The sequence below is a fragment of the Citromicrobium sp. JLT1363 genome, from assembly GCF_000186705.1.
Taxonomy (GTDB): domain Bacteria; phylum Pseudomonadota; class Alphaproteobacteria; order Sphingomonadales; family Sphingomonadaceae; genus Alteriqipengyuania.
This window is the reverse complement of the sequence record NZ_AEUE01000004.1, coordinates 231,090-245,534: the sequence shown is the minus strand read 5'-3', so window position 1 is coordinate 245,534 and position 14,445 is coordinate 231,090. Positions and strand designations below refer to the sequence as shown.

The 14,445-nt window shown below is 65.3% G+C and carries 14 protein-coding genes and 1 tRNA gene; 6 read left to right on the top strand and 9 right to left on the bottom strand.

Features of this window, described 5'->3' with window-relative positions; translation table 11 throughout:
• The first annotated feature begins 10 nt into the window (after positions 1-10).
• Positions 11-544 (top strand): uracil-DNA glycosylase family protein, encoded by a 534-nt coding sequence (locus ADAD_RS0108045; protein WP_010412255.1) that lies wholly within the window; start codon positions 11-13, stop codon positions 542-544.
• Here ADAD_RS0108045 and ADAD_RS0108040 read toward each other — a convergent pair.
• Together ADAD_RS0108040 and ADAD_RS0108035 are read right to left on the bottom strand one after the other, a co-directional pair.
• Complete coding sequence (locus ADAD_RS0108040) at positions 541-1,122, bottom strand: glutathione binding-like protein (protein ID WP_010412252.1); 582 nt, start codon at positions 1,120-1,122, stop codon at positions 541-543. The genes ADAD_RS0108045 and ADAD_RS0108040 overlap by 4 nt on opposite strands.
• A gap of 104 nt (positions 1,123-1,226) precedes the next feature.
• Positions 1,227-1,703, bottom strand: coding sequence for a DUF6456 domain-containing protein (locus tag ADAD_RS0108035; RefSeq protein WP_010412248.1), 477 nt, complete (start codon positions 1,701-1,703; stop codon positions 1,227-1,229).
• 97 nt (positions 1,704-1,800) lie between these two features.
• Between ADAD_RS0108035 and ADAD_RS0108030 the strand changes: the two genes are divergently transcribed.
• Positions 1,801-2,373: a helix-turn-helix transcriptional regulator gene (locus ADAD_RS0108030; RefSeq protein WP_010412245.1), complete on the top strand. Its 573-nt coding sequence runs from the start codon at positions 1,801-1,803 to the stop codon at positions 2,371-2,373.
• Between the two features lie 4 nt (positions 2,374-2,377).
• Positions 2,378-3,577, top strand: coding sequence for a glycosyltransferase (locus ADAD_RS0108025; RefSeq protein ID WP_010412242.1), 1,200 nt, complete (start codon positions 2,378-2,380; stop codon positions 3,575-3,577).
• A gap of 19 nt (positions 3,578-3,596) precedes the next feature.
• Here the strand turns inward: ADAD_RS0108025 and secF are convergent, their stop codons facing one another.
• The 3 genes from secF to yajC are packed head-to-tail and all read right to left on the bottom strand — an operon-like array spanning position 3,597 to position 6,529.
• A complete protein-coding gene (secF, locus tag ADAD_RS0108020) occupies positions 3,597-4,577 on the bottom strand; it encodes a protein translocase subunit SecF (protein WP_010412239.1) in 981 nt (326 codons plus the stop codon).
• Between the two features lie 16 nt (positions 4,578-4,593).
• Positions 4,594-6,192, bottom strand: coding sequence for a protein translocase subunit SecD (gene secD, locus ADAD_RS0108015; RefSeq protein ID WP_010412235.1), 1,599 nt, complete (start codon positions 6,190-6,192; stop codon positions 4,594-4,596).
• Positions 6,193-6,211: 19 nt separating this feature from the next.
• Positions 6,212-6,529 (bottom strand): preprotein translocase subunit YajC, encoded by a 318-nt coding sequence (gene yajC / locus ADAD_RS0108010; RefSeq protein WP_010412234.1) that lies wholly within the window; start codon positions 6,527-6,529, stop codon positions 6,212-6,214.
• A 228-nt stretch (positions 6,530-6,757) separates the two neighbouring features.
• Here yajC and ADAD_RS0108000 point away from each other — a divergent pair.
• The 3 genes from ADAD_RS0108000 (at position 6,758) to ADAD_RS0107990 (ending at position 8,132) form a co-directional block, all read left to right on the top strand.
• Positions 6,758-6,834: transfer RNA gene (locus ADAD_RS0108000), tRNA-Pro, on the top strand.
• Between the two features lie 113 nt (positions 6,835-6,947).
• On the top strand, positions 6,948-7,790 hold the full coding sequence (locus tag ADAD_RS0107995) for a pirin family protein (RefSeq protein ID WP_010412231.1): 843 nt from the start codon (positions 6,948-6,950) through the stop codon (positions 7,788-7,790).
• A gap of 48 nt (positions 7,791-7,838) precedes the next feature.
• Positions 7,839-8,132 (top strand): GNAT family N-acetyltransferase, encoded by a 294-nt coding sequence (locus ADAD_RS0107990; protein WP_010412228.1) that lies wholly within the window; start codon positions 7,839-7,841, stop codon positions 8,130-8,132.
• A 112-nt stretch (positions 8,133-8,244) separates the two neighbouring features.
• Here the strand turns inward: ADAD_RS0107990 and ADAD_RS0107985 are convergent, their stop codons facing one another.
• The 4 genes from ADAD_RS0107985 to ADAD_RS0107970 all read right to left on the bottom strand — a co-directional run bounded on the left by ADAD_RS0107985 (position 8,245) and on the right by ADAD_RS0107970 (position 14,292).
• Complete coding sequence (locus tag ADAD_RS0107985; protein ID WP_010412225.1) at positions 8,245-10,989, bottom strand: TonB-dependent receptor; 2,745 nt, start codon at positions 10,987-10,989, stop codon at positions 8,245-8,247.
• 258 nt (positions 10,990-11,247) lie between these two features.
• Positions 11,248-12,312 (bottom strand): acyl-CoA dehydrogenase family protein, encoded by a 1,065-nt coding sequence (locus tag ADAD_RS0107980; RefSeq protein WP_010412222.1) that lies wholly within the window; start codon positions 12,310-12,312, stop codon positions 11,248-11,250.
• Between the two features lie 14 nt (positions 12,313-12,326).
• On the bottom strand, positions 12,327-13,538 hold the full coding sequence (locus tag ADAD_RS0107975) for an acyl-CoA dehydrogenase family protein (RefSeq protein WP_010412219.1): 1,212 nt from the start codon (positions 13,536-13,538) through the stop codon (positions 12,327-12,329).
• 130 nt (positions 13,539-13,668) lie between these two features.
• Complete coding sequence (locus ADAD_RS0107970) at positions 13,669-14,292, bottom strand: response regulator transcription factor (RefSeq protein WP_010412217.1); 624 nt, start codon at positions 14,290-14,292, stop codon at positions 13,669-13,671.
• Positions 14,293-14,445: the final 153 nt, after the last annotated feature.

The window sequence follows — 14,445 nt, the reverse complement described above, 5'->3', positions numbered from 1 at the left end:
GGCGTGCCGGGTGTGCGAGAAGGCCCTCGGCTTCACGCCCCGTCCGGTCGTGCAGTTCTCCGCCACCTCGCGCGTCCTCATCATCGGGCAGGCTCCCGGCAGCAAGGTCCACGCGAGCGGCATCGGGTGGGACGATGCCAGCGGCGACCGGCTGCGCGAGTGGACCGGGCTCAGCCGCGACCAGATGTACGATCCTGCGCAGGTCGCGCTCGTCCCGATGGGCTTCTGCTACCCCGGGAAGGCGAGCGGTGGCGACCGTCCGCCCCGCCCGGAATGCGCACCGCTGTGGCACGAGCGGGTGCTCGCAACGCTACCGCAGGACCGCCTGACGCTGCTGGTCGGCATGCATGCGCAGAAGGCCTACCTGCCAGAAACCAGGAGCTGGACCATGGCCCGGCGCGTGGAGCACTGGCGCCAATTCGGCGGCACCATCCCCCTGCCCCATCCCGCGTGGCGCTCCACCCTGTTCATGCGCAAGCACCCGTGGTTCGAGGCTGAGGTTGTGCCGGAGCTCCGCGAGCGCGTGGCCGAAGCTCTCGCCTAGCCCAGCCCTTCGGCCTTCATCGCCTGCTGCACGCTGTCGCGCTGCTTGTTGCGGTCGCGGTATTCCTTCAGCGACTGCGGCAGGTCGATCCCGAACTTGTCGGCCCACAGCAGCGTGACGAACAGGTAGTTGTCCGCCACGCTCGGCCCGGTACCGACCAGCCAGGCGTTGCCCTCCATCAGCGTCTCGGCCAGTTCGTACTTGCTGGCCACAGTCGCCTTCGCCTGCTCCTTGGCATCGCCCCCGGCACCCCCGAACAGCGGAGCATAGGCCTTGTGGATCTCGGTACCGATGAAGCCGATCCATTCCAGCAGCCGATAGAGGCCTTCCCCCTTGGGCAGCGCGCCCGTGCGGTTCGCAATGTAGGGAAGAACCGCCGGGTTCTCGGTCAGCAGGCCATAGCCGTCCGTCTCGAGCGCGGGGACGTAGCCGCGCGGGCTGATCTGGTAGAAATCCGTTCCGTCCTCGGTCTGGTGCTTCGCAAGATCGACCTTCACCGTGTCGAACTGCACGCCCCCTTCGATCAGCGCGATGTGGCTGGCGAGGCTGCAGGCGCCGGGCGAGTAGTAGAGCTTCATGACTGCGGTTTCCTTCGTTTTTGGGGCTTTCCCCGACAACGGCCCGTCGGCAGAGGCGATCCCCTGACACACCTGACACAGTGTCCAGGGGGAGAAAGCCGCCCTCACCTCACCCGATAGAAATCCGCCACCCTTTCCAGCGCCAGTTTCAGGACCAGCTTGCCCGAGCGCGCGGGCCAGTGCAGCGCGCGCTCGGCATCGGGCAAGCTCTCGCAGGCACACACCACACGCCACAGCACGTCGGACAATCCGCTGCCCGCCGCCGCCAGCGCGCCGTCGAACCGCTCCTTCGCGGCCACCTGCCGCTCTGTTGGGGAGAGGCCCGCATCGGGCCCACCCTTGATCCGCACCGGGTCCCACCGCATCGTGATCGACGGGCTGAGCTGCGCACGCTCGTAATCGGCACGCAGCCGTTCGCCCGCATCGAACAGCCGGTCGGACAGGTGGCCACGCGCATGCAGCCAGCTGAGCGGGCTTTCCGCGAGATTGACGGTGACGGAGCGGCGCCGCGTGCGGCCCCCATCCGCCCCTCTCCGCGGCCCCTCGCTGGTCAGTTCGCGTTCGGCAAGCTCGCGTTTCATGGTGATATCTCCCTTTTGCTGGACCGGCTTCGCTTGCCAAATACGCCTGCCTGTAGGAAAGCGAATTCACCAATCCGGTGAAAGAGGCCTCGCACCGATGATCAACCGCATCCGCGACATACGCCGCCAGAAAGGCTGGACCCTCGCCGATCTGGCCGATGCATGCGATCCGCCGACCACCGCGCAGACCATCGGACGGCTGGAGACCGGCACCCGCAACCTCTCGCTCAAATGGATGGAGCGCATCGGCGCGGCGCTGGGTGTCGACCCGGAAGCGATTGTCCGTTCGGAAAGCGGGCGCAGCATCGCAATCGTCGCCACTCTGGACCAGAACGGCCCTCAGGCGCTCGACAAGCCGCGTGAGGCGTTGCTGCCATCCGATATTGCTTCTGCGGAAACGCGCATGGTCGTGACGGTCGGTGCGAGCACCGGCCCCTACCTGGCGGGCGACCAGATCTGGCTGCGACAAATCCGGCCGGAGGAGGCACAAACGGCCCTTAACCGCGATTGTCTGGTGCCGCGCCGCACCGGGCGCTTCGCCTTCGGGCGGCTGGTCGACAGCGAGCCGGGGCGGCTTGCGCTGCTGCCCCCGGAACCGGGGCGCAAACAGGTGATTGTGGAGGACCCCGCATGGCTCGCCGTGGCCGAGAGCCTCGTGAGGCGGTTATAGCATCATGAAACGTCTTCTCTCGATCTCCACGCTGTATCCCAACGCGGCGCGCCCGCGCTTCGGCACCTTCGTGTCGAGTTCGCTCGAAGCACTGGCGGCCCGGCCCGACTGGGAGGTAACGGCGATCAATCCGGTCGGCCTGCCGCCGGTCCAGGTGGGCGAATACCGCGCGCTTGCGGATGCAGCGGTGGACGAGCGACGCGCCGGCGTGTCGGTCCATCGCCCCAGCTTCACCCTGATCCCGAAGATCGGCGGGCGGCTGAACCCCCGGATGATAGAGCGTGCGGTGCTGCCGCTTGTGCGGCGCCTTCACGCACAGCAGCCGTTCGACATGGTCGATGCGCAGTTCTTCTATCCCGATGGGCCTGCCGCCGCCGCCATTGCCCGCTCGCTCGACCTGCCGCTGGCGATCAAGGCGCGCGGGGCGGACATCCACTACTGGGGAGCGAAGGGCTTTGCGCGCAGGAAGATGCTGAGTACATCGAGCCAGGCGGCGCGCGTGCTTGCGGTCAGCGAGGCGCTGGCGGGCGACATGGCGACCCTCGGCATGGATCGCGCGAAGATCGCGGTGCATTACACCGGACTGGACCGGGACCGTTTCCGGCCGCTCCAGAACGCAGGCCTGCGCCGCATGCTGGGGGATCGCCTGTCGCTCCCGCTGAGCGAGAAGGAGCCGATCCTCGCCACCGTCGGCGCGCTGATAGAGCGCAAGGGGCAGGATCTGGTGCTGCGCGCTCTGGCAGAGCTTTCGCGCGATTATCCGGAAACGCGGTTGCTGCTGGTGGGCGAAGGGCCGGACAAGGCCAGGCTGAAGGCGCTGGCGGGGAGCCTGGGGCTTGCGCAGCGGGTGCATTTCCTCGGGCTGCTCGATCACGATCTGCTGCCGCTGGTCCTCTCGGCCAGCAACGCGATGGTATTGCCCTCAGCCAGCGAAGGTCTGGCCAATGCCTGGGTCGAAGCGCTTGCCTGCGGCACGCCCATCGTAATCGGCGATGTCGGCGGCGCGCGCGAACTGGTGCGCGGGCCAGCAGCGGGAATCATCGTGGCGCGAGAGCCCGGAGAGATCGCCAGAGGCGTGGCGACGATCCTCGACCATCCGCGCGACCCGAGGGAGACCGCGCAGGTGGTGGACGCATTCGGCTGGGCCGAACATGCCGCAGCGCTCGACCAGATATATTCGGAGATCCTTGCGAAGGGGGGCTGAAGCCCCCTCCCCCGCAGCTTCACGCTTCGCCGCGTGCAACCTTTTCCTGCTGGTCGGCCTTGCCTTCCTGCGGCACGAAGCTGGTGCTGGTCACGCCCAGCCAGATCAGGATCGGCGCGGCCATGTAGATCGAGCTGTAGGTACCCACGAAGATCCCCAGCGTGATCGCAGCGACCATGCCCCACAGGCTTGCCGGGCCGAACAGCAGCAGCGGGATCAGCGCCACCAGCAGCGTCAGCGAGGTCATCACGGTGCGCGCCAGCGTTTCGTTGACCGACAGGTCGAGCAGTTCGGGCACCGGCATCTTGCGGAACTTCTTCAGGTTCTCGCGGATGCGGTCGTACACGACGATGGTATCGTTCAGCGAATAGCCGATGATGGCGAGGATCGCGGCGATGATCTGCAGGCTGAATTCCAGCTGCGTCAGCGCGAAGAAGCCCATCGTCAGCGATACGTCATGGACCAGCGCGAACAGCGCGCCCACGCCGAACTGCCATTCGAAACGCACCCAGATATAGATCGCGATGGCCCCCATCGCGGCCAGCAGAGCCCACAGTGCGGCGGTGCGGAACTCGCCCGAGACCTTGCCCGAAACGCTGTCCACCCCGTCGATACGGATGTTGTCGTATTCCGCGTCGAGCGCGTTGGTGATCTCACGCGTCAGGCGGTCGGCGAACTCCTTGTCGCCCTCCGCCTCGGGCGGCAGCTTCACGCGGATCGATACCTCGTTCGCGGCGCCGAAGCGCTGCACGATCGGGTCGCCCGTGTCCGGCAGCGAGCCGACCGTTTCGCGGATATCGCCAATCGGCGCTTCCTCCATCTGCGTGAAGGTGGCGCGGATTTCCTGGCCGCCGGCAAAGTCGACGCCGTAGTTCAGCCCCATGGTGAACACCGCCACCCAGCTCGCGATCATCAGCGCGATGCTGACGATGTAGAACGGCATGCGCCACTTCAGGAACTTGATGTTGGTATCGTCGGGGACGAGCTTGAGCAGTTTCATGAGTTTCCCGGCCCCGTCAGATGTTGATGTCGCGGGGGCGCTTGGCCTTCAGCCAGCCTGCCACCCACATGCGGGTCAGCGTGACGGCGGTGAAGACGCTGGTGAACAGGCCGATGATCAGGACGACCGCGAAGCCGCGGATCGGGCCCGAACCGAACAGGAACAGCAGCACACCGGCGATGAAGTTGGTCACGTTGGCGTCGTAGATCGCGCGGCTGGCCTCGCGGTAACCGTTCTCGACAGCCGTCACCACGCGCCGTCCGCGCTTTCGTTCTTCGCGGATGCGTTCGTTGATGAGCACGTTGGCATCCACCGCCGCGCCGATGGTCAGCACGAAGCCCGCGATACCCGGCAGCGTCAGCGTGGTGTTGAGCGCGGCCATGATGCCCAGGATCATGCACACGTTGATGCCCAGCGCGATCGTGGCGTAGACGCCGAAGCGGCCGTAGGTCACGATCATCAGGCCGATCACCAGCAGCGATCCGATGCCCATGGCGATCAGGCCGGTGCGGATCGAATCCGCGCCGAGATCCGGGCCGACGGTCCGTTCCTCGACAATGGCGAGGTCTACCGGCAGCGCGCCCGAACGCAGCGAGATGGCAAGCGCATTCGCGCTGTCCGCCGTGAAGCTGCCGGCGATCTGCGCGGAGCCGCCGCGGATCGGTTCGTTGATATTGGGTGCGGAAAGCACTTCGCCATCGAGAATGATCGCGAAGGGATAGCCCACATTCTCCGTCGTCAGCTGCGCGAAGCGCTGGCCGCCCTGCTGGTCGAACTGGATGTTGACGACGTTTTCATTCGTCTGCGGGTCCACGCTCGCCTGCGCGCCGGTCAGGTTGTCGCCCTGGATGCCACCCAGCCGGCGCACTGCGATGTTCTGTCCTTCGAAGTTGGAACCGGCTGCATAGGGAAAAATCTCGCTGCCCGGAGGGGCGATGCCCTGCGCAACGTCGCTGGGCAGCGCGTCGCGATCGACCAGCTTGAATTCGAGCCGGGCGGTCTGGCCCAGCAGTTCCTTGAGCTGTTCCGGATCCTGCAGTCCGGGCACCTGCACCACGATGCGGGTGTCGCCCTGACGGATGATGGTCGGCTCACGCGTGCCCAGTTCGTCGATCCTGCGGCGCACGACGTCGGTCGCGCTGTCCATCGCCTGCGTGACGGCATTGTCGATCGCCTGCTGCGAAGGGGTGAGGACGACGCGGCTGGTATCCACCACGGTCAGTTCCCATTCGCGGGTCAGACCTTCGCCGTTCATCAGCGGCGTGAGCAGTTCGCGCGTCCGGTCGATTTCCCCCGCATCGTCGAGCATGAACGAAAGGCGCCCGTCCGCGGTCGACACGTCGCCGATGCGAATTTCCGGCTCCGCGTCGCGCAGCACGCCGCGCACGCTTTCTTCCATGTTCTCCAGCCGCTGGGCGGCAACCTGCGCGGGTTCGGCTTCCAGCAGGATGTGGCTCCCACCAGCAAGGTCGAGGCCCAGGTTCACGGTCGGCTCTGGCAGTTCCTCGGGATAGGACCAGCCGGCGGCTGCGAAAAGCGAGGGGATCGCGCAGGCCACCACCACGAGGGTGAGGGCCCACAGCCATATCTTTCGCCAGCGCGGAAATTCGAGCATTCGCTGCGGTCCTTCGCGCTTAGTCGTTGCTGGCCTTGGGGGTCAGCACATCGCCGATGGTGCTCTTGACCGCCTTGACCTTGACGCCCTGCGCCAGTTCCACATCGACCTCGTCGTCGCGCACGGCGGTGATCTTGCCGATCAGCCCGCCCGCAGTCACCACGCGATCGCCCCGCTTGAGGCCGCCGATCTTTGCCTGATGATCCTTCTGCCGCTTCATCTGCGGACGGATGATGAGGAACCAGAAGATCAGGATCATGCCCACGAAGGGCAGGAACTGAAGCCATGCCGGGGGCGCATCTGCTGCACTGGCCGCGGCGGTCATGAGATCGAACATTGGTTTCCGGGTGCCTGTTGAAATCTGGAGGTGAAAATGGAGTGCCGTAACGGCAGGCGCAAGCGCCCGAGAAAAGGAATTATCGGGGGACGCAACGCCCTTCGTGACCCGCGCGACTAGCAGCGTTGGCACACAAGGGCAATCGGCTGTGGAGCGCCTTTTGCCATCATCGCGCGCACAGGCATTGCCAGCCGCTGTTACCGTCCCTATAGGCCCCCTTCCACTGCTCGGGAAGTAGCGCAGCCTGGTAGCGCATCACACTGGGGGTGTGGGGGTCGCAGGTTCGAATCCTGTCTTCCCGACCAGTGGAATTTCAATCCCTTATGATCACCCCTGCGACGGCCGGACACGTGCCGGCTCGCATCTGCGCCCGTCGGCTCGGGCTGGCATCGGCTGGCGCTGTGCCTATCTGTCAGCCATGACGACACGCAGCCTCGCCTCGCTCCACCGCGCCACGCGCGACGATATCGACACGCTTGTTACCCGCAGGCCCGTGCCCGGCGCCGGGCTGCAGCAGGTCGATCCGTTCCTGTTCCTCAACCACCATGGCCCGCAGACCTATCCGCCGGGCAATCGCGGGCTGCCGTTCGGCCCGCATCCGCATCGCGGATTCGAAACCGTCACCTTCATTCTCGAAGGCAGCCTTGCCCATCACGATACCGGCGGTGGAGAGAGCATCGTCGAAGCAGGCGGCGTGCAATGGATGACGGCGGGCAGCGGGCTGACCCATGCCGAGCTTTCGCCGGAGGAGTTCAAGCGCGACGGCGGCCCGCTCGAAATTCTGCAGCTGTGGGTCAACCTGCCCGCGCGGCTGAAGATGACCGCACCCGCCTATACGCCCGTTACCCAAGCCGAGATTCCGCTGGCGGACCTGGCGCCGGGCGTCACCATGCGAGCCGTATCGGGCACCGATGATGCGCCGGTTGAATCGCTGACCGGGGTTATGCTGGCGACCGTCGAAATCGCGCCGGGCAGTTCGGCGACGCTTCCGGCGCCGCAGGGCCGCAGCGTCCTGTTCTACACCGTGCGCGGCACGGCGAGGATTGGCGGGGAAAGCGACGGTGCGGATGTACCCGAACACACCCTCGCCAGGCTGACCGATGGCGATGGCGTTCCGGTGTCGAGCAGGGATGGCTGCCTGCTTCTGTACGGCCATGCCGATCCGATCGGCGAGCCGATGGTGGCGCATGGGCCCTTTGTGATGAACACGCGCGAAGAGATCATGCAGGCGATCAGGGATCATCAGGCCGGCAAGTTCTGATAGCGCCTGCGGGTTGCGCGCAAGGGCGAGTACGCTAAGCGAGCGGTCATGAGCACGATCACCATCAACCGCGTCGGCAACGACACCAAGGGTCTCTACGTCGCGCAGGTCGAAGGCTTCGACGAGGTCGGCGAGCTCACCTTTTCGCGCGCGAGCCCGACGCTGGTGATCGTCGATCATACCGGCGTACCGGATTCGCTGCGCGGCAAGGGCGTGGGTGCGGCGCTGGCCGAAAAGGTGGTGGCCGATGCGCGCGCGGAAGGCTTCCGGATCGTGCCGCTGTGCCCCTTTTTCAAGGCGCAGGCGCAGCGCCACCCCGACTGGGCCGACGTGGTGCAGTAATTCGCGGCGAAGTGCGCCCGCAGGCGCCTGCCCGGAAGCTGGCTCTCGACAAGAAAACGGCGCGGAAGGTTTCCCTCCCGCGCCGCTTTGTTTTTCAGGCCTTGCGGCGGGATCAGAAGCCCGCGCGCACCGTGATGCCGTAGGTCCGCGGCTCGGCCAGATAGGCCGAGTACGTCTGCTGTTCGGCGACGAAGGGCGTGTTGAACGCGACCTGCGTGTAGTCTTCGTTGAACAGGTTCTGCGCCCACAGCTCCAGCGCCCAGCTTTCGTCCGGGCCACGGATGCCGATGCGTCCGTTCACCAGAACGTAGCCGTCCTGTTCCTTGCCGTAGAGCAGATCGGAGCCGGTGTTGTAGTCGCCGGTCATGCGCGTGTTCAGGTAGAACAGGCCCGAAAGACCGCTGTTGCCGAGGGGCGGCGTGTACGAAACCGAGGCGGTCGCGGTGATTTCAGGCGCGTTCGACATGTTGTCGCCCGGCAGCAGACGCAGCGCCGGATCGAGCGGGGCACCCGTATCATCGCCGATCAGGTCGTCCTCGTACCGGGTATCGGCATAGGTCAGGCCGAAATTGGTGGTGAGGAAGCGTGCCGGCCGCAGGCTCAGCTCAGCTTCGACGCCCTTTGCGACGACACCGGGCTGCACTTCATCGGGGCTGCACGAGCCGGTCGTGATATCATTGTCCGTATCCGCCCCGCCCAGCGACGTGCCGCACGAGTTGATGTTCTGGACCACGAAGACCGATCCGTTGAACGTGTTCAGCTGGAAGTTCGAGAACTCCTGATAGAACCCGGCCAGAGACAGCGTCCAGCTGCTACCGTCGTACTTGGCGCCGATCTCGAACGCGTCGACCGTTTCCTGGCCGAACTGGAGGTTCGCCGTGGAACCGGTCACCGCCGGGTTGCCGACCGCCGGGCTTGCCTGAAGCGCCGAACGGTCGAGGTTGAAGCCACCCGCCTTGTAGCCGCGCGAATAACTCGCGTAGGTCAGCAGACGGTCGGTCGGCTTGAAAGAGAGGATCGCGGTTCCCGTGAACTCATCCTCGTCCCGGCTGTCGGACAGCGTGACGCCGTTGAGTTCGGAGGTGCTGTTGCCCTGGCACGACAGCGAGATGATACCGTTCGCCAGCGCGTCGGCTGCCGTACCGAGCAGCGGCGAAAGCAGCGCGCGGTTGGTGGGGCACACCGTGTTGTCGTTGCCGAAGGCCGCGTCGAAGTCCTTGGTCTCGCTGGTATAACGAAGCCCAAGGGTCAGATTGAGCCGGTCCGTGATGTTCACGATATTATGCGTGAAGATCGCGAAATTGTTGCTTTCCTGATTATACACGTCCGTCGTGGAACCGAGGTCGTTCAGCGTGGCGAGGTTGTCGAGCCCCGCGAAGATCAGCGGCGATGCCGGGCCAAGCAGCGGTGCGACGACCGCACGGCCACCTGCCGAGATACAGCCCGATGCGGCCGGATTGGCCAGCGCAGGGTTGATCGCGTTGATGACGCGGCAGGGCGCGAAGGCGCCATATTGCGTGCCGAAGCGCAGGTTGTCGCGCGTTTCGAGCTTCTCATTGGCGAAGTAGCCGCCGATCAACCAGTCCAGCGTGCCGTCGAAAGCCTCGCCCTGCAGGCGCAGTTCCTGGCTGAAGGTTTTGAACTCTCGTGCACCCGCGTTGGGCCCGGGAGCACGGTAGAGAATGTCGACCTGCGTGTAGTCGGTGTCCGACCCCTGGAAGTTGGAATATTCGCGATACCCGGTGATCGAGGTCAGCTGAGCGCCGCCGAAATCCCAGTTCAGTTCGAAGCCGACGCCGTAATCCTCGGTCTCGCCGGCATAGCTGCGCCCGGGGGTTACATAGATGTCGCGGTTGAAGGTGTCCTGCGTCAGCGCGCGCGGATCCTGCCCCAGCGCCAGCAGCACAGGGACGATCGGGTTCGCCGTGCTGGTCAGCGCAGGCGTCGGCGAGCCGGGATAGTCGAACTTCGCATCAGCGGAAACCGGCGGAAGATCGTCTGCAAGACGCGCCAGCGGGGCGAAGGACGGCTGCACGAAGGTCGCCGCGCAGCAGGCTTCATTCTTCTTCGAATAGTCGGCCGTCAGGCGCGCCGAGATCGTCTCGCTCGGCTCGAACAGCAGCTGGCCGCGAACCAGGTAGCGATCGCGGTCGTTCACGCGGACATCGTTGACCACGTCGTTGTAGAAACCGTCGCGCTTGAAATAGACGCCATCGACCCGCGCGGCGAGCGTCTCGCCCAGCGGGGCGTTGATGCCGCCTTCGACGCGGATCGCATCGTAGTTGCCGTAAGTGAATGCGCCGTAGCCGCTGAACACGAATTCGGGCGGAGCGGTGTAGATGTTGATCAGGCCGGCGGAGCTGTTGCGCCCGCCCAGCGTGCCCTGCGGGCCACGCAGCACTTCCACGCGGTCGATCGGGCCGAGTTCGCTGAGCGCGTTACCCGAACGCGAACGGTACACGCCATCGACGAACACCGCGACCGAGCTTTCGAGGCCGGGGTTGTCGCCCACGGTGCCGATCCCGCGGATACGCGCCGAACCGTTCGCCTCGTTACCCGTGGAGGACACCAGCAGCGACGGGGCCACCTGGTTGAGTTCGCGGATGTCGGACGCGCCCGAGTTCTTCAGTTCCTCGGAAGACACGACGTTCACGGCAACCGGCACGTCGGCCAGTTCCTGGGTACGGCCCTGCGCGGTGACGACGATGACCGGGGCATCGTCCAGCTGATCGTCCAGATCGCTGACCGCGCTCTGCGGGTCGGTATCCTGCTGCTGCGCCAGTGCGGCCGCGTGCGGAAACGCGAGGCCGCCGGCAAGAGCGCCCAGCGCGATGGTGCGAGTGAGTATGGCCTTCATGGGTATCTCCCGATCGTAAATTCTTTTTTTTCGATGGGAGACAGGCGGGGGCGTGGCGGCCACTGCAGCCGCCATCGCCTTTGTTCCGCCCTGACGTCGCGCGTTCGATACAGACCGCGTCGCCGTCATCGGCATGCCTACTCCCAAGCCCCGCAGTTCTGCGACGTTTGCAACATAATTACAAGCACCCTTGCGCGTAGAGGCGTTAACCGTTGCAACTGCGTAACACTTGGCATGGGAGGGATTGATTCCGTAACGTCAATAAGACTTCATCCGGGCGTAGGCGTCCCGCAAGTGACTGCTCGAGCCCCATGCAGCTTCGAGAACGCGGGCACGCTTGAGATAGAAACCCACGCTGTATTCGTCGGTCATCCCGATGCCGCCGTGCAGCTGGATGCCTTCCTTGCTGACGAGGTGCAGCGTGTCGTTCGCGCGCGCCTTGGCGAGCGTGGCCGCCTCGCTCACCGCAAAACCGCTGTCGATCGCCTGCAGGCCCGCTTCCACGGCGGAACGGGTCAGTTCGATCTCGGTATAGAGGTCCGCCATACGGTGCTGCAGCGCCTGGAACGAGCTGAGCACCTGGTTGAACTGCACGCGCTGCTTCAGGTAATCGAGCGTCGTGTCGAACACGGCCTGACACATGCCGAGCATCTCGGCCGCGGTCAGCACCCGCGCACGGTCGAGGATCTTCTGCGCCAGATCGTCGCCACCGGCAGCAAGCTTTTGCGCCGGGGCATCGTTGAAATCGATCTCCGCATGGTCGCGCATGTCGGCCAGCATGCGCTTCGACACGGAGATGCCCTTGCCCTTTTCGACCAGGTAGACCCCGTCCTGCGCAAGGACCACGAACAGCCCGGCCCGGCTGGCCTCGTGCACGAAAGCCTTGGTTCCGGTCAGCCGCCCGTCGTGCACGCTGGTGCTTGCGTTCAATCCGGTGTGGCGCGGGCCTTCATCGAAGGCGAGCGTGCCGATCAATTCTCCGGCGGCGAGGCGCGGCAGAAATTCGGCCTTCTGTTCCTCGCTGCCGCCCAGCACGATCGCCGATGCCGCAAGCGCAGAGGCGACCAGCGGACTCGCCGCGAGGCTCTTGCCCAGTTCCTCGATCACCAGCCCCAGGCTCAGCCAGCCGAAATCACTGCCACCGTGCTCTTCGGGAATGATGATCCCGGCCCAGCCCATCTCGGCCATTGCGCCCCACGCGTCGGCGTCGAACGGCTGGCCCGCGTCGCGCACCTTGCGCCACGCATCCACCGGATGTTCGTTCTTCGTCCACTCGCGCGCCATGTCGCGCAGCATTTCCTGCTCGTCGTTGAGTACCGCCATTGGTCCTGCCCCTCTTACTGGTGGTCCAGCATGCCAAGGATGCGCTTGGCGATGATGTTGTTCTGGATTTCGGTCGATCCGCCGTAGATCGTGGTGGCCTTGCCGAAGAGCCAGGCGCGCGTGCCGTCCAGTTCCTTCTGCTCGAAACCCTCGCCTTCCCAGCCGAGTCCGCGAAGCCCCATGATCTCGATCATCAGTTCGGCGCGTTCCTGGCCCAGCTTGGTGCCCGCCTTCTTGAGGATCGAGCTGATGTCGGACACCCCGCCGGCGGCCTTGCTTTCCTCCATCGCGCGCCGCGCGGTCAGCAGGAAGGCGTTCCAGCGCATTTCGAAATCGACGATCTTCACGCGCAGCTCGGCGTCGGCCAGCTTCCCGTCGTCGTCCAGCCCGATGTAATGTTCCGCCACCTTGCCGAGCGGCTGGGAGTTGAGCGCGGCGAGCGCGCCGCCGCCCGAAAGGTTGGTGCGTTCATGCTGGAGCAGGCGCTTGCCGATGGTCCAGCCCTGCCCTTCCTCGCCCACGAGGTTTTCCTTGGGCACGGAAACGTCGGTGAAGAAGGTTTCGCAGAACGGGCTCATGCCCGAAATCATCTTGATCGGCTTCACCTCGACACCCGGCGCATGCATGTCGATCAGCAGGAACGAGATGCCCTTGTGCTTGTCCGCGCGGCTGGTGCGCACGAGGCAGAAGCACTTGTCCGCCCACTGGCCGCCGCTGGTCCAGGTTTTCTGACCGTTGACGAGGTAATGATCACCCTTGTCCTCCGCCATGGTCTGCAGATTGGCGAGGTCGGACCCGGCGTTGGGCTCCGAATAGCCCTGGCACCAGCGGATCTCGCCCTTGCAGATCGGCGGGATATGCTCGTGCTTCTGTTCCTCGCTCGCGAATTCGAGCAGCGTGGGGCCGAGCATCATCACGCCCATTCCGCCGATCGGGTTCCACGCGCCGACCTTGGCCATTTCTTCTTCGAGGATGCGCGCCTGTTTCTTGGTCAGGCCGCCTCCGCCGTATTCCTTGGGCCAGGTGGGTGTACCCCAGCCCTTTTCGCCCATCGCCACGCGCCATGCCTTTTCCGCGGGGCTTTCCTCCCCGGCTTCCTCGACGCTGCTGAGCAGGTTGTTCTTGCCGCGCAGTTCGGGCGGAAAATTCTCGGCCAGGAAGGCGCGTGCCTCTTCGCGGAAACTGTCCAGATCGGCCTTTGTGTCAGGTTCGGCGACGGTCGCCATGCTATCTCTCCCGGGATCGTGGATTATCCCCTCGATCCTACGCGCCGCTTTACGCTTCCGTAAAGGGGAAATATGGACGTTATATGCCTGCGCGGCGAGGGCCCACCCTGCCGCGCGCCGAGAACGTGCGTTACTCGCCCGGCACGGCGGCCTCGCCTTCCAGCAATGCGTGTTCGTAGAACATCCGCAAGGCCTCGGTCGAAGAGTGGACGCCCAGCTTGGAGAGCATGTTGGCGCGATGGATTTCGACCGTGCGCGGGCTGATCCCCAGATCGATGCCGATGGTCTTGTTGGACCGCCCTTCCGCCATGTTGGCCAGCACTTCCGCCTCGCGCGGGGAGAGGGCGGCCAGCTTGATGCGCGCTTGCGCCGCCCTCTGGCGGGCAGCGGCAAAGGGGCTCTTGGCCTGTCTCAGCTGGGACAGGCTGCGCGCAAGCGTGGCCGTGTCGAGCGGCAGGGAGAAGTAATCATAGCCCCCGCCGCGCATCACCGCCACGATCCGGCGCAGGTTCGGGGCCGGGCAATAGGCGATCACCGCCAGCCAGTCCCCTTCCCTGCACAGGCTTTCGCGCACCGCCAGCACGTCCACCGTCTCGTCATTCACGAGCACGGCATAATCGCCGCGGCTGCGATACTGCAGGAATTCTCGCAGCCCCTCGAAAGGCTCGGCATGAAACCCCGCATCGCCCAGTTCGCCCAGCATTTGCCTGCGCAAGGCGTCGTCCGGCTCGATCAGCCCCAGTCTATCGCTCATCTCCCATTCCCCCGTAGCCAGGCCGTGGCGGGCCTTCGCCGGGGAACATCCGCGTTTATGCGGCTCGCAGAAATACGAGGTACTACCAATGTGGAGCTATTCCGGCAGCCCGCCTTCGTGAGCGGCCCCGGTGCAGCCTCCGTATCCTTGCGT